Here is a 22,029-nt window from a genome sequence, read left to right on the forward strand (position 1 = left end):
GTAAACGCCATGAGCAACCTTGATATTTCTGCTTGGATCGGCCGAGTCGAAGAAAGCCACGACCAGATTAGCTACAACTTGGTCAAGCGCATTGCCGCGACACTCGGCGAAGCTGCACCGCAACCTGGTGAAACGCTGCCGCCCCTGTGGCATTGGGCATTCTTCCAGGAGCCGGTTGCCGAGGACGGACTTGGCCAGGACGGCCATCCGGCGCGCGGTGGTTTCCTGCCGCCGGCGGACAACCGCAACCGCATGTGGGCAGGCAGCCGGCTAACGTTCAACCGCCCCTTGCGCGTCGAAGCCCAGGTCGATCGCCTCTCAACGATACTCAAGGTCGAGGAGAAACACGGACGCACCGGCTCGCTGCTGTTCGTCACCGTGCGCCATGAGTTTTTCCAGGAGGGTGAGTGCGCATTGGTCGACGAGCAGGACATCGTCTACCGCGAACCCACCCCACCCAAGCTTGGCGGCACCGAACCACTGGCGGCCGGTCAGTGGCGCGAGCCGGTAGTTCCCAGTGCAACATTACTGTTTCGTTATTCCGCGGTGACCTTCAATGGCCACCGGATTCACTATGACTGGCCGTACGTGACCGAGACCGAAGGGTATCCGGACCTGGTGGTGCACGGCCCGCTGATCGCCACCTTGAACCTGCGCGCGTTCTTGCGCGCACACCCTGGGGTAACCCTCAAGCGCTTCAGTTTCCGTGGTGTGCGGCCACTGATTTCGCCTCAGCCGTTCGAAGTCGGCGGCCGGGTGATCGAGCCAGGCAAGGCTGAGGTTTGGGCAGGCAATCAGGACGGCACCGCGCAGATCGGTGAAGTCGAGTTCAGCCAGGGAGAAACACCATGAGTCCATCGATTGTTCGCTCCGCCCTGTTTGTGCCGGCCACCCGTCCAGAGCGCATCCCCAAAGCCATCGCCAGCGGCGCGGACCGAGTCATTGTCGACCTGGAAGATGCCGTGCAGGAAAACCTCAAAGAGGAGGCCCGGGATAACCTTGAACGTTTCTTGAGTGAACACCCCGAAGCTCAGGTGTTGGTTCGGGTGAATGCCCCGGAGCACTGGGCGCACACTGCGGACCTGGATCTTTGCCGTCGGCATGCCGGCGTGACCGCCATTCTGCTGCCCAAAGCAGAAAGCGCGGCGCAGGTGTCCACCGCCTTTAGCACCGGTAAACCGATCTGGCCGATCATCGAGAGCGCCAAAGGCTTGGCGGCACTCAGCTCGATTGCTGGTGCGAAAGGCACTGAACGCTTGTCGTTCGGCAGCCTCGACCTGGGCCTGGATCTGAACCTGACCGCCGGCAGCCGTGCTGCCGAAGAGATTCTCAGCCACGCCCGCTACGCCGTGTTGCTCTGCACACGGGTTGCCGGACTGGCCCCGGCTCTGGACGGTGTCTTCCCCTCAATCCAGGACACCGCTGGCCTGCACAACACCGTTCAATTTGCCCGCGACATGGGCTTTGGCGGCGCGTTGTGCATTCATCCGAGCCAAGTGGCAATCATCCATCAGGCGTTAAAACCCAGCCCTGAAGAGCTTCTCTGGGCGCAACGCATTGTCGACGCAGCCCATTCAGGTGAAGGCGTGTTCGTGCTGGACGGGCAAATGGTCGATGCACCGGTCATCGGTCGCGCGCATTCCATCCTGGCGCGCGCGACTTGACTAAACGGCGAGACTTTTGTTCTGAAGCTGCACTTTCATTCACATTTCGCAGGACAGTGTCATGACTAACGTCTCCAGCTGTTGGCGCTGATGCGATTTTGATCCAGGCTGCTGATTTTGACTGACCCAAATGCTGCCTCTGAAATCACCCGCAAGGCCATCTTTTGTTGAGTACTCGGGTAGGTCAATGACTTCTGGCAGCCTGGGTCAAAATCGCATCAGCGCCAACAGACGCGATCATTTATTCAATTTTAGGCGATCAACATTTTTTAGCATGAGTGAAAAATCCATTTCTAACACCTTGATCTACCGTAGCCTCGTCCCCATACTTATTGATTAGCCATGTTACCCGTAAATACCGGCTTGCGCTTTTCGAAGAAGGCGCGTGCACCTTCAGCCTGATCCTTGCTCGCCGCGCAGTGCAGGAATGCCTTGCGCTCTACACGCAGTCCTTCGTCCAGTGTCCTCTCGTCGGCGCCTACGATACAGCGCAGTACACCGTCCACGGCCAGTGGCGCCTTCTCAGCCAGTTCCTGCGCCAGCGCCATCGCTGCTGCCTTGAGTTCGGCGACTGGATGAACAGAACGCACCAGCCCCATGCGCAAGGCTTCGTGACCGTCAATCCTGCGGGCACGCAACACCATATCGAGCGCGTTGTCACGACCAATGCAGCGAGTCAGGCGCACCGAACCGCCCCATGCCGGCACGGTTCCCAGATCCATCTCGGGCAGACCTATCTGAGTGCCAGTATCGGCGGCAAGACGGAAATGGCAGGCCAGGGGTAATTCGAGCCCGCCGCCCAGGCAGTATCCGAACAGAGTGGCAACCGACGGCTTGCCCAGGGACTCGATGCGCGCCAGAACACGTAGGCGCTGGTCAAGCACGGTGTCCCAACCACCGCGGGCTGGAACCTCGCGCATCGCCTCCTTGAGGTCCATGCCAACGGAGAAATTGGCCTCACCTTCACCCGTGAAAAGCAGGGCACGCACACTTGGATCGGTGGCGGCCTCTTCCACCGCCGCTTCCAGAGCGTCGATGAAAGCGAAGCTCATTCGGTTGATCGGTGCGTCATTGATGCTGATGGACATAACGGCGCCGTGACGCGTGATCAACAGGGGGTTTTCGTTGGACATGATGGGTGATTCCTTTTTTTGTAAGGGGTGCGTACGGCGATCGCAAAGTTGTCGGCCGTCAAAAAATGCGCAAATGTTTTCGTCGCAGCGAAGCGTGTCAGGCCACTTCAGGGGGCTGTTCCGGCTCCGGGAAAATATGACCGCCTTCCATGGCCCATGAAGCGGGAATGTCGACCACTGCCACCACCACTGCATTCGCATCGGCCCCGGTGACTGCCATGTAAACGTCGGTGATTGCGCGCAGGATGGCGTGGCGCGTCGCTTGTGGTCGTCCCGCACGTATCTGGCCGCGAATTATCGCGGGGGTCGCGACTTGGCCGGCGGTGAATGCGCTTCCCGCTTCAAGCTCCTTGAACAGCACGTGCACGTAGCTGGCCGGCGCGCCCGTCTCCCTGGTGTGAATGGATGTGATGGACTCGGCCAGCGATTGGCGTTGACGCTCGCTGAGCGTTCCTTTGACGGTCTGGCATTCATAGAGGGGCATGGAAAACTCCTTTGAAGACGTTATGCAACAGTCAGGTAAACAGGGCTTCAGCCCTTCAACTTGATGATCAGTTCGATCAGCTTGTTGGGCTTGAGCGGTCCTTTGTCGTAGGGCGGCAGCATCATCCTGGTGGCCGCGAAGAAGCCCTGACGATAGACGGGGCGCATTTTGGAAAAGGTCTGAAAGCCTTCGTAACCGTGGTAATGGCCCATACCGCTGGCGCCCACGCCGCCGAAGGGCATGTCGTGCTGAGACACGTGCAGCAGCGCGGTGTTGATGCATACGCCGCCCGACATGATGTGGGTCACGTAGTAGTCCTGCAGGGCGCGGTCCCTGGTGAAGGGATACAGCGCCAGTGGCCTGTCGTGCTGGTTGACATAACCGGCCACTTCGTCGCGAGTGGTATAGGTCTTGAGCGGCAGCAGCGGGCCGAATATCTCGCGCTGCATGATGACCATGTCGTCGCTGACGTTGAATACCAGGGTCAGCGGGAATTTTCGCTGGGTCTTGTCCGGCGTCTGGCCGGGGAAAAGATTGACCACGCGCGCGCCCTTCGCCACAGCATCATCCAGCGTGGCCTGCATGCGGTCATAGGCGCGCTGGTCAATCATGGACGTGTAATCGGCATGATTGATATCGGGGTAGCGCTCGGCTATGACCCGCTGGGCTTCGCGTTCAAAGTCCGCCTCGGAGCCGGCGGGAATGAAGACATAGTCGACGTTGGTGCAGATCTGGCCCGCGTTGAAGGCCTTGCTCCACATGATGCGATCGACGGCCAGGGTCATCGGGAAATCCGGCGCGACCACGGCGGGTGATTTTCCGCCCAACTCCAGCGTCACCGGGGTCAGGTTGCGCGCAGCATTCGCCATCACGGCGCGGCCGGTCTGACCCGAACCCGTGAAGAAGAGATGGTCGAAGGAGATCGAGGAAAACGCCGGGCCCACCGAGCCATTGGCGCCGCTGTCTTCGAAGAACTGAAGCTGTTGCGGCGGGAAGTATTTCGGTGTGATGGACATCAGAAGACGCGTCAGATAGTTCGAGTTTTCCGACATCTTGACCATCGCCCGGTTGCCGGCGGCGAAGATGGCGGTGAGTGGCCCGAACGACAGCAGCAGCGGAAAGTTCCAGGGTACGATCACGCCGACCACGCCCAACGGCTGGGGAATGACACGGTTGCTGGAGGTGGGGTAAACCATCAGATCGATGTGACGCTTCTGCGGTTTCATCCACTTCTTCAGGTGCTTGATGGTGGACTTGATATCTCCCAGCACGACGAAAAACTCGGCGAACAGCGTCTCGAAGGTGGAGCGGTTGCCGTAGTCCTGGTTGATCGCTTCGATCAGTGCCTGGCGGTTGTCTTTCAGCATCCGCGCCAACTTCTTGAGGTCTTCCACGCGCTGGGCATAGCTGCGCTCGGGCGTGGCGAGGTAGGCGGCGCGTTGGTGCTCGAAGCAGGATTGCATGGCGGGGGGAACGATGGGCTGGGCAATATTCAGGGCACTCATGCCGAGTTCCTTGTGTAGTGATTGAAAGGCGGCAAATGGGTTTGGCTACGCTTGTCGCGCAGCCGCCCCCCTTCTATTGCAAAGGATTCAATGCATCCGGTGTGGCGCTCACGCGTCCTTGAAGTTCGGCGCTCGTTTTTCCAGGAAGGCCGCAGCGCCTTCCTTGAAGTCTTCTGCACCGGTCAACCGGGCGACTTCACTTAGCAGTGTTGCAAGCGCCGCCTCGGGGCCTTTTTCACGAGCCAGGCGCACCGACGCAAGCGCTGCTTTAACCCCGGACGGTGAGTTCTGCGCAATCAGCCGTGCGAATTCGAAAGCGCGCGTCATCAGCTGGCTCTGCGGTACGACTTCTTGCACCAGCCCCATCCGGCAAGCGGACTGAGCATCGAACTCCTCCGCAGTCAGGATGTAGCGAAGCGCGTTTCCGAGACCGATTTTTGCCGGCAAGAACACGGTGGCACCCCCGAACGGGAACAACCCGACTGCCACCTCGCGTTGAATGAACGTGACATCTTGCGCGGCGATAACGATATCCGCCGCTGCCGCCAGCTCCACCCCCAGGTTCATGCACTTGCCATGAACGGCAAGGACCACCGGTTTGCTCCGGCGGCGAACGGCCGGGTCGATTTCGAGCATATCCACCAGCGATGGATCGCCGATACGCAACTCTCCCCGCGCGGCGAGAGGCGCAGTACTGACGATGTCCATGCCCGAGGTGAAGACCAGGCCATTGGCATGCAACACCGCACAACGCAGGCTTGGATCGTCTTCGTAGATCGCCATGGCCTTGGCCAGGCCGATGAACATGTCGCGGTCGAAGGCATTCATCTTGCGCGGACGGTCCAGGCAGATCGACAGCACATTACCGTGGCGTGTGATAACCACCCGATCTTCAAGACGGTCGCCGGACGCGGCATGGGTTTCGCGTTTTTCGCGCTCGCGCAGTACCAGGATCCGCCGCAGGATTTTCCCTGCCGGGTTCTTCGGAATGGCGTCGATGAACTCGATGTCGCGCAGTTTCTTGTAGGGGGTTACACGCTGTGCGACGAAGTCGATCAGTTCGGCTTCGGTCACAGGTGAGCGCAGCACAACGAAGGCTTTGGGCACCTCACCGGATTCGGTGTCAGGGCTGGGCACGACGCCGGCATCGGCCACCGCAGGGTGCATCAACAACACACTTTCGAGTTCGACCGGGCTGATCTGGAAGCCCTTGAACTTGATGAACTCTTTGGCGCGGTCGATGATTCGCAGATTGCCGTGCTCATCGAACCGGCCGACATCTCCGGTTCGGAGCCAGCCCTGCGCATCGATCGTTTCGGCGGTTGCCGCCGGATTGTTGAAGTAGCCGAGCATCACGTTGGGACCGCGTATCAGCAGCTCGCCATCGGCACCTGGCGCCACGTCCTGGCTGCCGCCGATTTCCACGACCCGCACCTCAATGCCATGCATTACCCGGCCGACCGAACCTTCGGCCTCTTTCGGCATGCCTGGCTCGGAAACAGCGCCGGTGGTGGTGGATTCGGTAAGGCCCCAGCCGTTGAGCACCGGTACTTTCAATCGATCGGCGGCGCTCTTCAGCAGGTCGGCACTGATGGGTGAGGCACCGGAGATGGCCAGGCGCAGGCTCGACAGGTCGAAGTGATCGACCAAAGGATGCTTGGCAAACTGCAACACAACGGGAGCAACGACCGGAGCGACAGTGATTTTGTAGTCCTGAATCACGCGCAAAGTCACTTCCAGGTCGAGAGCTGGCAATACGATCAAGCGCGCGCCCTGAGAAAGCGCCGAGCCTATGAAGCTGGTCTGTCCATAGATATGGAAGAACGGCAGCGCCGCCAGGATGGTGTCGGACCGGCGGAAAACCTGGGCGGCGGTCACCTGCTCGGTCGCCGCAACGTAGTTGCGATTGCTGAGCATCACCGCCTTGGGGAAGCCGCTGGTGCCACTGGAAAACATCAGGGCCAACAGGTCCTTTTGCAGATCACGGCAGCGCTCTTCGGCCAGAGGCTTGCCCACCAGCAACGAGGCAAACGGCGTGAGGCCCGCGGACTCACCCAGCACGAAAATTTCTTTGAGCTGCAATGTGGACAGGGTGTCACGTAGCCTTTCGAAGACTTGCGGGGTGACGATCACACGCGTGGCCCCCACCAGCTTGAGGAGTTCTCGCACGTCCTCTGGTGAGGACATGGGATTGAGTGTGGAGTACACGCCGCCGGCGAAGGCTATACCGTACAGAGCCACCGGGAACCAGACGCTGTTCGGCGCGATGATGGCGGTGACCTCCCCAGGCTCCAGACCGCGCTCGATCAGGTTGCCGGCCAGTACACGCACATGCCGGGACAGTTCGGCATAGGTCAGTTGCTCACCGCTCAGCCCGTCGATCAGCGCCGGGTTGTCTGCGTAGCGTTGGATTCGCTCCAGGAATAGCCCGGCGAAGGACCCGACTGGCACTTCCAATGGCCTTTGCAACAGAAATGAATTCATGTTTTTACCCCGCTCGTGGTATTGGTCATGGCGTGTTCCGAGACGCATGAGTGCGCCTCGGATCATCGATCTCGTGAACAACAGTACGAGCGGGGTCGTGAGCTCGACAAACGACATTGGTTTTACTTGGATGACAAAATGTCACGCGAAAAGAAGATCCTCATCCCTGCGGAAAGCGTGCGACAACTACCCGCGCTCAATGCTTTTGAAGCCGCTGCGCGGCTGGGCTCCTTTCAAGAGGCCGCGACGTTCCTGCACCTGACGCCTTCGGCAATCAGTCACCAGGTACGAAGGCTGGAAGGCGTATTGGGTGTGGCGCTTTTTGTTCGACGCAATCGGCAAATCGAATTGACCGAAAGCGGCCGCAAGCTGCAGCTTCACGTCAGCCGGGGGCTGGCCGAGATCTCTATCGGGCTTCAAGCAGTCAAACAAGCCAGTGACACCAGCCCTTTACGCATCAGTGTGGCGCCCAGTTTCGCGGCGACCTACCTGAGTGCGGGCATGGCGCAGTTCGAGCATGAGAACCCGGATATCACAGTGCATATGGAGTTTTCATCCAGAGTGGCCGATCTGGAAGCCCGCGAGCTGGACATCGCCATTCGCCACACCACGCAAACCCGATTCAACGTATTTTCGGAAAAGCTGGCGGATGTATCCGGTGCGCCTGTCTGTGCACCGCAAATAGCGGCAAGACTTGTTGCCGGGGAGCGTATCGAGAGTATCCCTCGCATTACGCTAGCCCAGGCACCTGGCGTCTGGACGCTTTGGAATCAAGCCGCCGGACGCATGGATATCCCGCCACAGCGTGAGCTGCTTTTTGAAAGCCTGAGTGATGGCCTGCAGGCGGCCATTGACGGTCACGGATTGATGATGGCTCCGCTGGGGCTTATCGAAAAGCACCTGAAGAATGGCCAATTGGTCCTGCCTTTCAAGGAGAAGCTGGAGCGAGTGTCGGCTTACCGCTTGCTGTGTCTCAATGGCAATGAGATGTCTCCCAAAGTCTTGCGGCTGCGGCGCTGGCTGAAGGCTGTGATTCGCAACAGCGGCCATTTCGCCGACGGTCTCGATGTCGCCAGCCATCAGGTCCCGCGCGAAGATCGATAACCTTTCATTCGAACAACTGACGGCGCCTGGCTCCCGGCGACATGGAAAACCAGCGCTGGCAAGCGCGATTGAACACGCTCTGTTCGCTATAGCCGAGCAGACCGGCAACCTGGGACATCGGCATGTGCCGCTCCGCCAGATAGTGATCGGCACGGTCACGCCGCAGGCTCTCGACCATTTCATCGAAGCTTCGCCCCTGCTCGGCCAGCCTTCGCTGCAACATACGCACGTGCATGCCCAGTTGCTCGGCAATCAATGGCAAACGGCAACGCTGTATCGGCATCATGCGCAACACCAGGCGCTCGACCTGACTGACAACATCCGACGTCGCTTGCAAGTCGAACTGCTGGAAATACTGCTCCAGTGCGCGATGCAGGTAGGGAGCCTGCTGTTCAATCCGCTGATTGAGTTGTTCGTCACGAAGTACCAGGGCGTTGCAGGATTGACCGGTGCACACCGCGGTTTTGAAATAGCGCCGGTACCGTGCTTGAGCCACTGAGTGATTGGCGGAAAACAGAACCGCCTGGGCAACGAAGTTGTCGCCATACAGTAACTTCATACCGTTATGCGCCACCCCCATTGCCAACTCCACCATTTGCCGTCGCGGGGTCGGTCCGGACAGGCGAATGTCGATCAACAGGCGCGGCGCGTGGTTCTCGCTGAGGTCCAGATCAAGCTGGATGCCCGGGCTGTGGTAGCCGATAAAACGGATGATTTGCTCCAACGCCTCCCCTGCCGTTGCGCACGTTCGAGCGATGACCGCAATCGGCCCCAAGACGTGCAAGTCCTGGTACTCGGCCATGCGCAGGCCAAAATCAGGGCAATCGAGCTCTCGTGCGGCAAACTCCAGCAACCCGACCAGCGAACGCAACGGTACCCGTGCTTCCTCGTCCATCAGCACGTCCGGATGGATGCGGAAGCGCTCGAGCATGAGGTCGGCTTGCCCGCCAAGCTGGCTTGCCACCTCACGGAATCCGGTCAACGAGCTTGTTCTGATCAATGTAGTCATGTCGTCAAAGATCAAATAATTGGCATGAGAGGTCAATAATTTTCTAACGCCTTCAGCCAACAATCGGTCCCAGGTACCTTTGTTGCTTCCTGGTGAAGCAGCCCCTGTTCGCTCGCTCGGGATCATTGTGTGATGGAATTCGACTACGTAATCATTGGTGCCGGTTCAGCCGGCTGTGTCCTGGCCAACCGCTTGAGTGCAAATCCCGAGATCACGGTATGTTTGCTGGAGGCCGGTCCGGAAGACCGCTCGCCATTGATCCATGCCCCGGTGGGCGTCGCGGCGATCCTGCCGAGCCGACACGTCAACTGGGCATTTCACACGGTACCGCAGCCCGGCTTGAACGGCCGTCGCGGCTACCAGCCACGCGGCAAGGTGCTGGGCGGAAGCAGTTCGATCAACGGCATGGTGTACATCCGTGGCCACCATGGTGACTTCGACGATTGGCAGGCGCTGGGCAATCCCGGCTGGTCGTTCGCCGATGTACTGCCGTACTTTCGCAAGAGTGAAATGAGTCACCGCGGCGCATGCGACTACCACGGGGCGCAAGGCGAACTTTATGTCGGCAGGAACCCGATGCATCCCGTCACACAAGCTTTCATCGAGGCGGGGCAGATGGCCGGACACCGCCACAATCCCGATTTCAATGGCGTCGACCAGGAAGGCGTTGGCCAGTTCGACGTGACGATCCGCGACGGTCGGCGCTGGAGCACGGCCACCGCGTTCCTCAAACCGGTTCGACACCTGCGCAAGAACCTCACGGTGCTGACGTCGGCCGCGGCCGAACGCATTGTGCTCGAAGGCAAAAAAGCAGTCGGTGTCGAGCTGCGCCTCAAGGGCAATCGCCAGACCATAAAAGCACGCCGGGAAGTCCTGCTGAGTGCCGGTTGTTTCGGCAGCCCACAATTGCTGATGCTCTCGGGGATTGGCCCGCAAGAGGAACTCAAGCCCCAAGGCATCACGGTGCAGCACGAACTGCCCGGTGTCGGGCAAAACCTGCAGGACCATCCGGATGTCGTGCTCAGCTACAGGAGTCAGGATACGTCATTAATGGGTGTCTCACTGCGCGGCAGTGTGAAGATGGGCAAGGCCTTGATCGACTATGCCCGTCATCGGCGCGGCCCTTTTGTGAGCAACTTCGCCGAAGGTGGCGGCTTCCTGAAAACCGATGCCAAACTTGCACGCCCGGATATCCAGCTGCATTCGGTGATCGCGATGATCGACGACCACAACCGCAAGCTGCACTGGGGCCACGGCTTCAGTTGCCACGTCTGCGTGTTGCGGCCCAAGAGCATCGGCAGCGTCGGCTTGCAATCAAACGACCCGAGTGCCCCACCGCGCATCGACCCGAACATTCTCGGGCATGACGACGATGTCGAGACCCTGCTCACGGGGTACCGCATGACCCGAAACATCATTCAACAAGCGCCGATGGCGCGTTATGGCTTGAAGGATATGTTCAGCGAGGGCTTGTACGGCGACGAACAGCTGATCGAGCTGTTGCGCCAGCGTACCGACACCATTTATCACCCGGTCGGTACCTGCAAGATGGGCAACGACGAACATGCGGTGGTGGACAGCCAATTGCGCGTGCACGGCATCGAGGGGCTGCGGGTGGTGGATGCCTCGATCATGCCGACGCTGGTGGGCGGCAACACCAACGCCGCTTCAATCATGATCGCCGAACGCGCGGCGGACTGGGTGTCCGCCAGCAGGTGATCCTGCCGTCGAATCGACCTTCGGCGTTGTGGCCGGAGGTCAGCGGTTTCGGTACACAGGTTCCGGACAGTGCGGCAGTGGATTGAGGTGATTTGTTCCTGATCAGCTAAGGTAACTTGGTCAACCACCCGTTCGGGCAGATCAGCAATGAACTCATACCTCACCCTGTTCTTCGGTATGTTCACTACCCTGCTGGCAATCATCAACCCACTGGAGGCCATTCCGGTATTCCTGGGTCTGCTGCAGGGCAAAGACTCTGTCGAACAGCGCCGCGTTGCACGCAAAGCCTGTCTTTATGCATTGCTGTTGATGTTTTTCTTTTTGATTTTCGGCAACCTGCTGCTGCGTTTGTTTGAAGTTCCGCTGAGTATGATTCGGGTGGTCGGCGGGGTGATCCTGATGCGAATCGGGTTCGAACTTTTTGCGCCCTCGCCCGACAGCAGCCTGATTCCAAGCGGTGGTAAAGGCGACGAGGACGTATCTTTCATACCCATGGCCATGCCGATCATGTTCGGCCCCGGTGCCATTGCCACGGTGATTGGCCTGACCAGCACCATCAAGGACTCCGACCGCGCCGTGCTGTCCTTCGCCGTCGTGGCGCTGGCGATCTGCGCCACCATGCTGGTCACTTACCTCTCGTTGGCCTACGCCAACAACATTCTCAAGAAGATTGGCCCGCAAGGCATCGATGCCGCGACCCGCATCGTCGGTTTCTTCGTTTCGGCGATGGGCGTGGGGCTGATCTTTCACGGGACGGTGGAGTTTCTGCAGTCCTATGGGGTACTGCTCAATGCCGTGACAAAGTAGGACAGCAACGTCCTCATGCAGTCAGAAAACGGGCGCCTTTCTGGGGCGCCCGTCGTTTATGGCAGCTCACCAGCCACGAGGTTAATCGTGTCCGTTATGACCACTCTGCCGCATGGCTTTGAGGATGCCGTCCAGGTTGTAGGTTTCCGGCGCCTGCATGGGCGGGAAATCCTTGTACGACATCAGCTCCTTCTCCCAGAGCAACTGTCCGATCGGCAGCATGTTCCAGTTGTAGATATAGGCGTTACCCGCTGAGCCCAAGGCACCGGCATAGCCCGAGATGGACTTGGCGTCGGCACCAACGGTTGTTTCAAAGGGGTCGCGCTTGAGGTTCAGCAGTTGGGTCCAGTGGAAAGTGGTCGCGCCATACAACCCGCCCGTCGCGGTATCCGGCACTATGGTGTAGTACATCTTCCAGTTCTTGTAGCGCACCGCCGAAGGTTGCGAGCCGGTGTAGTAGAAGAAGGTGTCGCGCGCCGACTTGTCGGACTTGCCGGTCAGGTAGTCCGTCTGATCCACGCCATCGAGCTTGGTCTTGACGATGCCGGGGTAATTGCCCGCCATGATCTGCTCATTGAGCTCATTACCCTTCTTGCCGCCAGCGATATTGACCAGGGTCGGTACCCAGTCGAGGGAGGCGAAGATATCGGTCAGGACCGTGCCAGGCTTGATCATCCCGGGCCAGCGAATGACCAGCGGAGCGCGCATGCCACCCTCCCAGGTGGTCAACTTGCCGCCTTTGAACGGGGTTGTACCGCCGTCCGGAAAGGTAATGGTTTCCGCACCGTTGTCGGTGGTGAAGACGACTATGGTGTTGTCCAGTTGGCCCATGTCCTCGAGTTTCTTCAGGACATAACCAATATTGTCGTCCAGTTGCTTCATGCCTGCTTCGTTGGTGCCCCAGTCTTTTCCGCCGGGCTCACCGACCATGGCGTCATACTTGGGTGGCAGCACCGTGGTGATGTGCATGCGCGCCGGGTTGTACCAGACGAAGAAGGGCTTGTTGGTCTTCTTCGGATCGTTGCGGTCGAGGAAGTCGATGACCTTGGCAGAGATTTCTTCATCCACGGACTTCGAGCGTTCCAGCGTCAGCGGCCCTTCGTCCTTGCACGTGGTGTTCTTCTGCGTACCGTCGCTGGAGACGCAGGACATGACCGGACGAGGTGGCGTCAGGCAGGTACCTTCCCGCGGATCGATGGCGCCAGGTACATCCGGCAGCCCATTGATCGGTGTGGCCTTGCAGGGTGGGGCGATGCCCTGCACCTGCGGCGTCTTGTTGATATCGACAAAACTCACGCCCTGCATCGCATCGAGGTGATAGAGGTAACCCCAGAATTCCTGGAAGCCGTGGGAAGTCGGTAGTGCCTCAAAATTGTCACCCAGGTGGTTCTTGCCAAATTCGCCCGTGTTATAGCCCAGATCCAGCAGGAACTTGGACAGTGTCGGGGTACCAGGGCGCAGCCATGAAGGGCTGCCGGGCAATTGCGGTGGGATCATGCCGGTTCGCAGCGGGTGCATCCCGGTAAAAAAAGCATTGCGCCCCGCCGTACAACTCTGCTCGGCGTAGTAGGTCATGAATTTCGCGCCTTCCTGGGCGATGCGATCGATATTCGGCGTTTCACCCACCGCCAGGCCCTGGTGATAGATGCTCGGCTGCATCCAGCCGATGTCATCGGCCATGATGAACATGATGTTGGGTTTCTTGTCGGCCGCTTGAGTCACTGTCGACAGGCTGGCAGTACCGGCAAGACTGCTTAACGCCAGTCCCGTCAGTACAAGTTTTCTCAGTTTCATGAACTTGATCCTCTTCCAGTTGATTCACATAACTACCCATCTCGGATACGTCGTGCTCTCATCTCTCAAGGCTCAAAAACTTCAACTGCCCCATCCTTAATGCTGACGGTCATCCGTCACGGGTGCGGCTTCCTTAAATATGTTGAGCTTTGACCGCAATGGTGTTTGGCTCCAGTCATTTGCATACCCAGAATTCAGCCCTACCACTAACCGGATGGTGAGTATAGACGCGCATTTACAAGGAGCCGGCCACAAAGCCGCCCCTTCATGGATCACATCATTTCATCGCTTTACCTGCGCGACATCGCCGCAGAAAATATCGACGCTGCCATCTTCAGGTGCTGTACGCACGACGATGGAATATTGTCCGGAAAGCAACTCTGACGTTGCGATAGGCGCATTACGGTAAAAGCTCCAACCGTTGGACCCGGCTTCATTTTTTGTATTGACCTTATCGTTCATCGCATAGGCGACAGGGCCGGGTTGCTGACAGCTGCCTTTGTTGATGAAGGTGTAAATGCGCGGCGGCAGGAGGGTTCCGGTCGGAACGCCAGTGATATAGAAATCAAAATTGGTCTGGCTGCCTTCGGCTGTCAGGGTGGCGTTGCCCGTCTGGCCCGCATTGCGGTGGGTGGCCGCCAGAGGCAGATTCATTGAGTGGTTCGAAGCCGTGCTGCAACCGAAAAGACCTGCCATGAGTAGCGCGAGTGGAACGATGCGGGTATTCATAACAACCTCCAAAAGTGGAAGAAGTGCATGGGGGAACATTGGGTATAGCTCATTAATAAATGGGCTGTACCTCAATAAATCCGCATTGGAAAACTTCGCACCTGTCACCCGGCGATCAGGCAAAAAAATAGAAGAAACGCTGACAGTGTCATCTGTCCCTGGCTTTCACGCCTCCATGATCTTGACCAACAGACTTTCGCGCTGGCAAACGTCGGCCTCCACTGCCCTCACTTCTTTCATGAACACCTCTACCGCGGGTGGCAGCGAACGCTCCTTGAGGTAAATGAAGCCGTACCGGGTACGCAGTGCGAGGTCCTGAACGGGTAACGGCGCGATTTCTCCCGCCGACAATTCGCGCTCGAACGTCGACAGATTCCCCAGCGCCAGGGCGTTGCTGTTCTCGACGAACTTCACGATTTGCATGGGGACATCAATTTCGATGGCCGGTACGAAGTCTCCGCTCAGCGGATCATAGGCACCGGCGCAACCCAGCGTTGCCGGAAGCAAGTGGGTCGCCAATCGCAAGGGAATGCGCGAGGCCACCCAGGGGTAATCAAGTGTTTGTGCCAATGTCAGAGGACGGTCTTGCCCAAGCAGCGGATGGTCCGGGCGACAGAACAGGCGGCCTTCATGCTCCCCCAACAGCTCGCAGGTGAGCTCTTCCCGGCCTTGCAACGTACTGATTTCAGCGATGCCCAGATCCACCACGCCAGTTGTGACCTGATGCGCCACCTCCCGCCACCCGGCCACATGGGCCGTCACCTTGATTTGCGGATGCCGGGCATGCATCCGCGCGATGCCGGCGTAGCCGCTGATGATGCTGGGGTAAGGACCGAAAGCGACTTTCAGTGCGCCGATATCCCCGCCCGCCAGCAAGGCAATGTCACGCCGCAGATCCTGTTCTGCCACCAGCAGGCGCTGACTTTTCTCCCGAAGCAAATGACCAAATGCAGTCAATACAACGCCATCGGTGCGTCGATCGAACAACGTGACCCCGAGTTCGCGCTCCAGCAACTGGATGCTTTTGCTCAGCGCCGGCTGGGAAACACCCAGCGCCTTTGCCGCTCGGCCAAAGTGTGCGTGCTCGATCAATGCCAAAAACTGACGTAGGCGGTTCGGCGTCATTTCATAACCTTTATGTTATCGAAAGCCTTTAAAACGGAATTTTTCGGAATTAACTCAATATGCTATTCATGGTTCGACAGGTCAAGCCGAGAACGCAGAACACTCGCGTTGCCTTGACGCCCTTGGACACTTCATCTGGCGCAGGAACCTTTCATGTACAACAAGACCCTCCATCTGGCACTGGCGATCACACTTGGCGGTGGCATCAGCCCTTGCGTTTTCGCTGCCGATGCAAACGGCGCAGCTTCCGATCCGGCTCCATCGCAAAACGTGCACTTCGACAGCAAGGGCAAGGCGCCTTCGTCCTACACGGTCGACCTGCAGAACACTGTGCGCAAGACACTCCCCTTTGCAGACAAGCGCGACCTTGAAGAAGCGAAAAAAGGCTTCATCGCCGCACCGCCCTACAAGAAGATCATGGCCGACGCCGGAAACGTCGCGTGGAACATGGGCAGCTACAACTTCCTGAATGAAGGCAAGGATTACGACAGCATCAATCCGTCGCTGCAGCGTCAGGCGGTGCTCAATACGGCCTATGGCCTCTATGAAGTCGTTCCGGACAAGATCTACCAGGTGCGCGGGTTTGACCTGGCCAATATCACGTTCATCAAGGGCGACACCGGCTGGATTGTCTTCGACACGCTGCTGTCGAAGGAAACCGCCAGGGCCGCCCTGGACTTCATCAACGAAAAACTGGGCAAGCGCCCGGTCGTGGCGGTGGTGATCTCCCACTCCCATGCCGATCACTTTGGCGGAATCCGCGGCGTGGTCGACGAGGCCGATGTGCGCAGCGGCAAGATCCCGCTGATTGCGCCGCAAGGTTTCATGGAGCATGCCGTGGCTGAAAACGTCTACGCCGGCAACGCCATGAACCGGCGGGCGTTCTTGCAATATGGTTTGCTGTTGCCCCACAGCCCCTATGGTCATGTCGACATGGCCATTGGTAAAAACGCTTCCAGTGGCAACATGGGCCTGATCGAACCTAATCGCTTCATTACCAAAGATTTCGAAACCCTGACCATCGACGGTGTGGAGATGGAGTTCCAGAGTACGCCAGGCACTGAAGCGCCCGCTGAGATGAATACCTGGTTTCCACAATTCAAGGCCTTCTGGGCAGCCGAAAACATCACCGGCACCATCCATAACATCTATACCCTGCGCGGCGCCCTCGTCCGCGACCCGCTGGTCTGGTCGAAGAACATCAACAATGCCCTGTATCGCTACGGTCAGACGGCAGACGTCATGTTCGCCTCCCACAGTTGGCCACGCTGGGGCAATGAGCGGATTCAGGATGTGATGCGCGCGCAACGTGATGCCTATGCCAACCTGAACAACGCCGTGCTGCATGCCGCCAACCAGGGCGTCACCATCAACGAGATTCAAAACGTCTACAAATTGCCCGAAAGCCTGAAAAACAACTGGGCGACCCATAGCTACCACGGCTCGGAAGAGCACAACAGTCGCGCCGTGATCAACCGCTACCTGGGTTACTGGGATGCCAATCCGGCAACGTTGATGCCGCTGTCGCCGAAAGATTCGGCGCCGCTGTATGTGGAAATGATGGGCGGCGCCGACAAGATCATGGCCAAGGGTCAATCCTTGTTCGATCAGGGCAAGTACCGCGAAGCCTATGAGATCCTCAACAAGCTGGTGTATGCCGAACCGCAGAACAGCAAGGCCAAGGACTTGCTCGCGGATGTCTATGAGCAAGTCGGTTATCAGAAAGAAAGTGCTGGCGTGCGCAATAGTTTCCTCTCGGCAGCCTATGAACTGCGCCATGGCATGCCCAAGGGTGTGCCGCCAAAAACGGGTGGTGCGGACATGATCCGCGGCATGAGCACCGAGTTATGGCTCGAATACCTCGGCATTGCCCTGGATGGCAGCAAAGTCGCGAACCAGCACTTCATCTTCAACCTCAAGACACCCGATAACGGCGAGCAGTTTGTCGTGGAGTTGAGCAACTCGACGCTGACCAATATCAAGGGGCAACAAGCCGGCAAACCCGACCTCACCATCACGCTTGACCGTGCTGACCTTGAAGGTGTGATGGCCAGGAAAACCAGCTTTGATCAACTTGTTGCATCCGGCAAAGCCACTTTCGAGGGCGATCGTAAACCGTTCGAACTGTTGATGGCGGCGATCACCCCGTTTACCCCGACCTTTGAACTACTGCCAGGCACCCAACAGTAATCAACAAGGGCTGCGCTTCATCCTGCACCGGGGTGAAGCGCTGTGGCGCTCTACTTCGCGACCCTGAATAAACAATAACGAGCATGGATGGCGCTATTCACAAGTTGTTCCTTCCAAAATCGAGAATATGAACTACCACTTATGTGTGATCGACCCGTGCTGGTTCAATGCAGTTAAAGTTTCTCGACGATTGTTATTACCCTTATTTCGAAAATGTACACTTGCCGGGATCTAATCCATGCAAACCAGATCAGGAGCAATACCTGCCTTAACGTTATTGGCCCTATGCAGCCAGCAAGCCTGGGCCGGCGGCCTCATGCTTTACGAAATCGGCACCGATAACGCTGGCCTGGCCAATGCCGGTGCCGCTGCCCGCGCCCAAGGCCCCTCGACCATTGCCAGCAACCCCGCGGGCCTGAGCTACCTGCCCGGCACGCAAATCACCGCCGGCTTGCAGGTGCTGTACGGCGATTTGAGCTTCGACCGCGATGCCGACACCAACGTGCCGGGCAGCGGCAGTGGCAATGCCCTCGACCCGATCCCCGGCGGCAGTTTTTTCATCAGCCATGAACTGGACGACCACTGGAGCGTCGGCTTCGGTCAATACGCCGATTTCGGTCTGGCGGTCAATTATGACAACGACTGGTCCGGGCGCTACTTCGCACAGAACGCCAGCCTGGGTGGTTTGTCGTTGGTGCCCAGCGTGGCTTACCGCTTCAACGAGCAATGGTCGGTGGGTCTGGGCGTCAAGGCCATGTACGGCATGCTGCAAGCCCAGACCGCGATTGACCGCTCGCCGTTCGGCTTTACCGACCGCACCGACGGCCAATTCAAGTACAAGGACCAGGATTGGGGCTTCGGTGCGAATGTCGGCGTCATCTACGCCCCGCAAGCCGGCACGCGCATTGGCCTGACCTACACCAGCCAGGTCGATCTGGACTTCGAGGACAAGCTGGACGTGAATGGCGATGGCCGACTGCTCGAGCGCGTCAACAACACCAAAACCGAACTCGATGTGAAGGTGCCGCAAACCGTCACCCTGAGCCTGTTCCAGCAACTGGACCGGCAATGGGCCTTGCTGGCCTCGGTCAACTGGCAGGACTGGTCGGAATTCGGCGACATCGCGGTGCAGGTCGACACCACGGCGCTCGGCGCCCGATCAACCACTGTCGACGCACATTTCAAGGACACCTGGCACCTGTCGCTCGGCGCGCAATACCAGGCGACCCCGCAATGGTTGTGGAACGTCGGCGTGGCGTACGACAGCAGCGCCGTGTCGGACAGCAACCGCACCGTGACCGTACCGATGGCCGAGTCCTGGCGCCTTGCGACAGGAGCCACCTATGCGCTGGACAAGGACACCGACGTCAACGTCAGTTGGGCCATGATCTGGATTGGCGACATGCCGGTTGACCAGACCAGAAACGTTTCGGGCAATCGAATTTCCGGTCAATTCGACAATGCCTGGATTCAAGCCCTGAGCGGAAACATGACCTGGCGCTTTTGAGTGTCATGCCACACCAAAGCGACTTCATCCGAGGAGCACACAGCAAAATGAATCTGTCCCGAAACCTGCTTGTCGGTGCCGCCGTGGCCGGGCTTCTGCTCGGTGGTTGTACCTCCAAAGTCACTGAACAGGCACAGTACTCCGGCTACCTGTCCAACTACGACAACCTGCAGGAGGTCACCACGCCCAGCGGCGGCACGGCGATGCGCTGGGTGAGTCCATCGTGGAACCCCAATGCCTATGACACGGTAGCGTTCGAGCGACTGGAACTGTATCCGGCGCCCAAACCCGATGAGCGGGTCAACCAGCAGACACTCGATGACATCCGGGACTACATGAGCCGCAGGGTCAAGGCGACGCTGGGGCAGAAATACCGGATGGTCCACCACACGAGTGCCGCGCCAAAAGGTTCGAAAACCTTGATCCTGCGCGCCGCGATTACCGGCGTGAGCGCCTCCAACGAAGGCATGAAATGGTATGAAGTGGTGCCCATCGCCGCTGTCGTCGGAGCGACACAGGCGGCCACCGGTCACCGCGATCAGGACACCGAGCTGTACATCGAGGCCGAGCTCATCGACGCGAAAGACAACCAGACCGTGGCCAGGGTCGTGCGCAAGGTGTTCGGCAAGCAGTTGTCCAACGAAACCCAGAAAATCACCGCCCAGGACTTCAAGGCGGCGATCGACAGGTTGAACGTCGATCTCTGGGCATTCATCCGCAGTTGAATCGCTTCCCCGTAGAGGAATAGCTGACATGGCGTCCCATACATTGCTTCGACTCACAAACATGCACAGACCTTTAATCGTCGCAACGCTCATCGCCAGCGCGCTTGCATTAAGCGCTTGCGCAACGGTGGATGCCCAGACGACCGCCTACGTCGGGGTCGAGCACCCTGCTCCGACCCTACCCGCCGAAGTCCAGATATTACGCACGGAACCGACGCGCCCCAGTGTGCGTTTGGGCGAAATCCTGATCGATGCCAGTGTCGACCCCGCGCCTCCCATCACCCAGGTCGAACAGAAGCTGCGTGAAGAAGGCGCCAAACTGGGTGCAGACGCGGTGGTGGTGGTTTATGACCGGATCCAACCCGTCGCCGCTTACGTGACCGGTCCTCTGTGGAACCGCGACATCGATACGATCCAGGGCCGCAAGCTCAAAGGCATTGCCATCAAATACCAATGACGAGGTGCACAGCTATGAAAGCAATCCTGTCCTGGCTGACGGTCACGTTGGCGACTGTCTTGATCAGTGCCTGTTCCGCCGTGGGGTCGAACGATGGTGGTGCCGGTGAAATGGAGATTCGCTCGGGCAAGATCGAGCAGATATCGCTGACGCAGATGCAGACCAATCACGACAGTGGCGTCGGCGCCGTCCTTGGTGGTCTCGGCGGTCTCGGCATCGGTAGCCTGATCGGCAGTGGCACCGGGCGCGACGTTGCGATGGTTGCCGGCGCACTCGCCGGTGCGGTGGGAGGCAATTACGCAGAGAAGAAAAAGTACGATCAGCCGGTCGCCGCGCAACAGGTCATCGTTCGGGTGAAAAGTGGCGTGCTGGTATCGGTGACCCAGCCGATCAATCCGGCCCTGAGCAAAGGCATGAACGTTTACATCGAAGGCTCGGGAAATAATGCCCGGGTGCTGCCACAGGGTGGGTAGTGGCCTCGCCTTGAGCGGTAAACCCCATAGGCGGAAAATCATGGCTGCAGGTCCGGATTGAACCTGCACCAGCAAGATCGTCACCTTTCATGCGAGCATTATCATGCTGAGTGAATACGTTTCGCCCCAGACTCAAAAGCCGAAGTAGACAAATGCCGTTGCTGCCGCCATACCCCACGCGACCAACGCCATGACCGTTGAATTTTGCGGTAATCCGGATTCGCTCAATCGCTGCAAACCGGGCTTCGCAACACCGACCTGTACGTAATAACCATGCCTGATTGCCTGGTAGGTATACCGCAGGCCGACCAACAGAAACAGGGTGATCAGGCCAAGGGCAAGCCCACGCCTGATAGCCGGTTTAGCCAAGGTTGCAAGGTGATCCTGTTCGCAGGCAACGCTATTGAGTTGCACAACGGTAATTCGCTGATAGTCGGTCGAAGAGCGCTTTTGCCCCATCTGGATCGCCGCCTGTTGCTCCAGATCCAGCATCTGATACTTCCAGAGTGTTGACGATCCTTTTCGGCAAAAGGTAAACGCAGCAGGACTTGAGACGGAGATAATACAAGCGTCGTTGATATCCAGTTTTTCCAGCGTTTCCATGGCTGACCTGGTGAAGTCCAGGTCGAAGACCGAAGCGGCCCCGGTAGCAGATGCCGCGGCCGAAACCAGTAGGCTGCTCAAGATGCAGATGGCAGAAATGTTCACGACCTGGTGTCCCCTTTTCCATTTTTTGATTTCGCAGCTCGGTTCCAGCCTGCTTTGTTGAGCTCCAGTACGCTGCTGGCACCCCGATTCACGATGGGTCTTTGAGTGGAAGGAAAAAGGGAGGGCATCCATTGCCCTCCCCTCCGTGGTCCACGCTCCTTGCGACAGTACTGGCCAGGACCTCAAGTGGCCAGGATGAAGTCCGTCTGATCAACGGCCGCGCTGTTGACACCGACAAGCTGAATGGTGTCAGCCCCGATCCCTACCACCGTGTCTGCCCCGTTAGCCGTGATGGTCACGTTGGCAGCGAACGTCGCGCTGGTGATCCCGAACTCCGCGATATTGAGCAGGTCCTGCCCTGCGGCCGCATTGGCTCCGAAGTTCAGGATCGTATCGTTGCCGAAACCCGCGG

General features: G+C 58.7%; 19 protein-coding genes and 1 pseudogene. 10 read left to right on the plus strand and 10 right to left on the minus strand.

Translation table 11 applies throughout. The features are described from left to right. The first annotated feature begins 9 nt into the window (after window positions 1-9). Window positions 10-852, plus strand: coding sequence for a MaoC family dehydratase N-terminal domain-containing protein (locus tag BSF40_RS21135; RefSeq protein WP_095966582.1), 843 nt, complete (start codon window positions 10-12; stop codon window positions 850-852). Then, window positions 849-1,664 carry a CoA ester lyase gene (locus tag BSF40_RS21140; protein ID WP_095966583.1) on the plus strand — a complete coding sequence of 272 codons (816 nt, stop codon included), beginning with the start codon at window positions 849-851 and terminating at the stop codon, window positions 1,662-1,664. The genes BSF40_RS21135 and BSF40_RS21140 overlap by 4 nt, the downstream gene beginning before the upstream one ends. Window positions 1,665-1,993: 329 nt before the next feature. Here BSF40_RS21140 and BSF40_RS21145 read toward each other — a convergent pair whose 3' ends face one another. The 4 genes from BSF40_RS21145 to BSF40_RS21160 all read right to left on the minus strand — a co-directional run bounded on the left by BSF40_RS21145 (window position 1,994) and on the right by BSF40_RS21160 (window position 7,270). Further along, complete coding sequence (locus BSF40_RS21145) at window positions 1,994-2,797, minus strand: enoyl-CoA hydratase/isomerase family protein (RefSeq protein ID WP_095966584.1); 804 nt, start codon at window positions 2,795-2,797, stop codon at window positions 1,994-1,996. Between the two features lie 97 nt (window positions 2,798-2,894). Then, window positions 2,895-3,281 (minus strand): tautomerase family protein, encoded by a 387-nt coding sequence (locus BSF40_RS21150; RefSeq protein WP_095966585.1) that lies wholly within the window; start codon window positions 3,279-3,281, stop codon window positions 2,895-2,897. Between the two features lie 47 nt (window positions 3,282-3,328). Then, window positions 3,329-4,786 carry a coniferyl aldehyde dehydrogenase gene (locus tag BSF40_RS21155; protein ID WP_095966586.1) on the minus strand — a complete coding sequence of 486 codons (1,458 nt, stop codon included), beginning with the start codon at window positions 4,784-4,786 and terminating at the stop codon, window positions 3,329-3,331. A 108-nt stretch (window positions 4,787-4,894) separates the two neighbouring features. Continuing rightward, entirely contained in the window at window positions 4,895-7,270 is a 2,376-nt protein-coding gene (locus tag BSF40_RS21160; protein WP_095966587.1) for a crotonase/enoyl-CoA hydratase family protein, read from the minus strand. 138 nt (window positions 7,271-7,408) lie between these two features. Between BSF40_RS21160 and BSF40_RS21165 the strand changes: the two genes are divergently transcribed. Then, window positions 7,409-8,374, plus strand: coding sequence for a LysR substrate-binding domain-containing protein (locus tag BSF40_RS21165; RefSeq protein WP_095966588.1), 966 nt, complete (start codon window positions 7,409-7,411; stop codon window positions 8,372-8,374). Between the two features lie 4 nt (window positions 8,375-8,378). On the opposite strand, the gene BSF40_RS21170 is transcribed toward BSF40_RS21165, so the two are convergent. Then, the gene (locus tag BSF40_RS21170; protein ID WP_095966604.1) at window positions 8,379-9,383 is read right to left on the minus strand and encodes an AraC family transcriptional regulator; all 1,005 of its coding nucleotides are present in this window, start codon (window positions 9,381-9,383) and stop codon (window positions 8,379-8,381) included. Between the two features lie 132 nt (window positions 9,384-9,515). Here BSF40_RS21170 and BSF40_RS21175 point away from each other — a divergent pair, with 132 nt between their 5' ends. Next, entirely contained in the window at window positions 9,516-11,102 is a 1,587-nt protein-coding gene (locus BSF40_RS21175; RefSeq protein WP_095966589.1) for a GMC family oxidoreductase, read from the plus strand. Between the two features lie 147 nt (window positions 11,103-11,249). Then, window positions 11,250-11,909 (plus strand): MarC family protein, encoded by a 660-nt coding sequence (locus tag BSF40_RS21180; protein WP_095966590.1) that lies wholly within the window; start codon window positions 11,250-11,252, stop codon window positions 11,907-11,909. A gap of 81 nt (window positions 11,910-11,990) precedes the next feature. Here the strand turns inward: BSF40_RS21180 and BSF40_RS21185 are convergent, their stop codons facing one another. The 3 genes from BSF40_RS21185 to BSF40_RS21195 all read right to left on the minus strand — a co-directional run bounded on the left by BSF40_RS21185 (window position 11,991) and on the right by BSF40_RS21195 (window position 15,557). Beyond that, the gene (locus BSF40_RS21185; RefSeq protein WP_172435733.1) at window positions 11,991-13,703 is read right to left on the minus strand and encodes an arylsulfatase; all 1,713 of its coding nucleotides are present in this window, start codon (window positions 13,701-13,703) and stop codon (window positions 11,991-11,993) included. Window positions 13,704-13,985: 282 nt separating this feature from the next. Beyond that, entirely contained in the window at window positions 13,986-14,432 is a 447-nt protein-coding gene (locus BSF40_RS21190; protein ID WP_095966591.1) for a hypothetical protein, read from the minus strand. A 165-nt stretch (window positions 14,433-14,597) separates the two neighbouring features. Next, on the minus strand, window positions 14,598-15,557 hold the full coding sequence (locus BSF40_RS21195; RefSeq protein ID WP_095966592.1) for a LysR family transcriptional regulator: 960 nt from the start codon (window positions 15,555-15,557) through the stop codon (window positions 14,598-14,600). A 153-nt stretch (window positions 15,558-15,710) separates the two neighbouring features. On the opposite strand from BSF40_RS21195, the gene BSF40_RS21200 reads away from it, so the two are divergent. The 5 genes from BSF40_RS21200 to BSF40_RS21220 all read left to right on the plus strand — a co-directional run bounded on the left by BSF40_RS21200 (window position 15,711) and on the right by BSF40_RS21220 (window position 20,909). Further along, window positions 15,711-17,747: an alkyl/aryl-sulfatase gene (locus tag BSF40_RS21200; protein ID WP_095966593.1), complete on the plus strand. Its 2,037-nt coding sequence runs from the start codon at window positions 15,711-15,713 to the stop codon at window positions 17,745-17,747. Window positions 17,748-17,985: 238 nt separating this feature from the next. Beyond that, window positions 17,986-19,254, plus strand: a complete 1,269-nt coding sequence (locus tag BSF40_RS21205) for an OmpP1/FadL family transporter (protein ID WP_095966594.1) — start codon at window positions 17,986-17,988, stop codon at window positions 19,252-19,254. 47 nt (window positions 19,255-19,301) lie between these two features. Further along, on the plus strand, window positions 19,302-19,979 hold the full coding sequence (locus BSF40_RS21210) for a DUF3313 domain-containing protein (protein ID WP_095966595.1): 678 nt from the start codon (window positions 19,302-19,304) through the stop codon (window positions 19,977-19,979). 28 nt (window positions 19,980-20,007) lie between these two features. Further along, window positions 20,008-20,436 (plus strand): hypothetical protein, encoded by a 429-nt coding sequence (locus tag BSF40_RS21215; RefSeq protein WP_095966596.1) that lies wholly within the window; start codon window positions 20,008-20,010, stop codon window positions 20,434-20,436. 14 nt (window positions 20,437-20,450) lie between these two features. Continuing rightward, window positions 20,451-20,909 (plus strand): glycine zipper 2TM domain-containing protein, encoded by a 459-nt coding sequence (locus BSF40_RS21220; RefSeq protein ID WP_007976931.1) that lies wholly within the window; start codon window positions 20,451-20,453, stop codon window positions 20,907-20,909. 132 nt (window positions 20,910-21,041) lie between these two features. Here BSF40_RS21220 and BSF40_RS21225 read toward each other — a convergent pair whose 3' ends face one another. Together BSF40_RS21225 and BSF40_RS21230 are read right to left on the minus strand one after the other, a co-directional pair. Then, complete coding sequence (locus BSF40_RS21225; protein WP_371918109.1) at window positions 21,042-21,749, minus strand: hypothetical protein; 708 nt, start codon at window positions 21,747-21,749, stop codon at window positions 21,042-21,044. Between the two features lie 50 nt (window positions 21,750-21,799). Then, a pseudogene (locus tag BSF40_RS21230) lies at window positions 21,800-22,029 on the minus strand (calcium-binding protein); the annotation flags it as partial.

It is taken from the genome of Pseudomonas sp. ACN5 (assembly GCF_002303975.1).
Taxonomy (GTDB): Bacteria; Pseudomonadota; Gammaproteobacteria; order Pseudomonadales; family Pseudomonadaceae; genus Aquipseudomonas; species Aquipseudomonas laurylsulfatiphila.

Coding starts and splice junctions, on each gene's coding strand:
- BSF40_RS21135 (WP_095966582.1), top strand. CDS start 10: ATGAGCAACCTTGATATTTCTGCTTGGATCGGCCGAGTCGAAGAAAGC.
- BSF40_RS21140 (WP_095966583.1), top strand. CDS start 849: ATGAGTCCATCGATTGTTCGCTCCGCCCTGTTTGTGCCGGCCACCCGT.
- BSF40_RS21145 (WP_095966584.1), bottom strand. CDS start 2,797: ATGTCCAACGAAAACCCCCTGTTGATCACGCGTCACGGCGCCGTTATG.
- BSF40_RS21150 (WP_095966585.1), bottom strand. CDS start 3,281: ATGCCCCTCTATGAATGCCAGACCGTCAAAGGAACGCTCAGCGAGCGT.
- BSF40_RS21155 (WP_095966586.1), bottom strand. CDS start 4,786: ATGAGTGCCCTGAATATTGCCCAGCCCATCGTTCCCCCCGCCATGCAA.
- BSF40_RS21160 (WP_095966587.1), bottom strand. CDS start 7,270: ATGAATTCATTTCTGTTGCAAAGGCCATTGGAAGTGCCAGTCGGGTCC.
- BSF40_RS21165 (WP_095966588.1), top strand. CDS start 7,409: ATGTCACGCGAAAAGAAGATCCTCATCCCTGCGGAAAGCGTGCGACAA.
- BSF40_RS21170 (WP_095966604.1), bottom strand. CDS start 9,383: ATGACTACATTGATCAGAACAAGCTCGTTGACCGGATTCCGTGAGGTG.
- BSF40_RS21175 (WP_095966589.1), top strand. CDS start 9,516: ATGGAATTCGACTACGTAATCATTGGTGCCGGTTCAGCCGGCTGTGTC.
- BSF40_RS21180 (WP_095966590.1), top strand. CDS start 11,250: ATGAACTCATACCTCACCCTGTTCTTCGGTATGTTCACTACCCTGCTG.
- BSF40_RS21185 (WP_172435733.1), bottom strand. CDS start 13,703: ATGAAACTGAGAAAACTTGTACTGACGGGACTGGCGTTAAGCAGTCTT.
- BSF40_RS21190 (WP_095966591.1), bottom strand. CDS start 14,432: ATGAATACCCGCATCGTTCCACTCGCGCTACTCATGGCAGGTCTTTTC.
- BSF40_RS21195 (WP_095966592.1), bottom strand. CDS start 15,557: ATGACGCCGAACCGCCTACGTCAGTTTTTGGCATTGATCGAGCACGCA.
- BSF40_RS21200 (WP_095966593.1), top strand. CDS start 15,711: ATGTACAACAAGACCCTCCATCTGGCACTGGCGATCACACTTGGCGGT.
- BSF40_RS21205 (WP_095966594.1), top strand. CDS start 17,986: ATGCAAACCAGATCAGGAGCAATACCTGCCTTAACGTTATTGGCCCTA.
- BSF40_RS21210 (WP_095966595.1), top strand. CDS start 19,302: ATGAATCTGTCCCGAAACCTGCTTGTCGGTGCCGCCGTGGCCGGGCTT.
- BSF40_RS21215 (WP_095966596.1), top strand. CDS start 20,008: ATGGCGTCCCATACATTGCTTCGACTCACAAACATGCACAGACCTTTA.
- BSF40_RS21220 (WP_007976931.1), top strand. CDS start 20,451: ATGAAAGCAATCCTGTCCTGGCTGACGGTCACGTTGGCGACTGTCTTG.
- BSF40_RS21225 (WP_371918109.1), bottom strand. CDS start 21,749: ATGGATGCCCTCCCTTTTTCCTTCCACTCAAAGACCCATCGTGAATCG.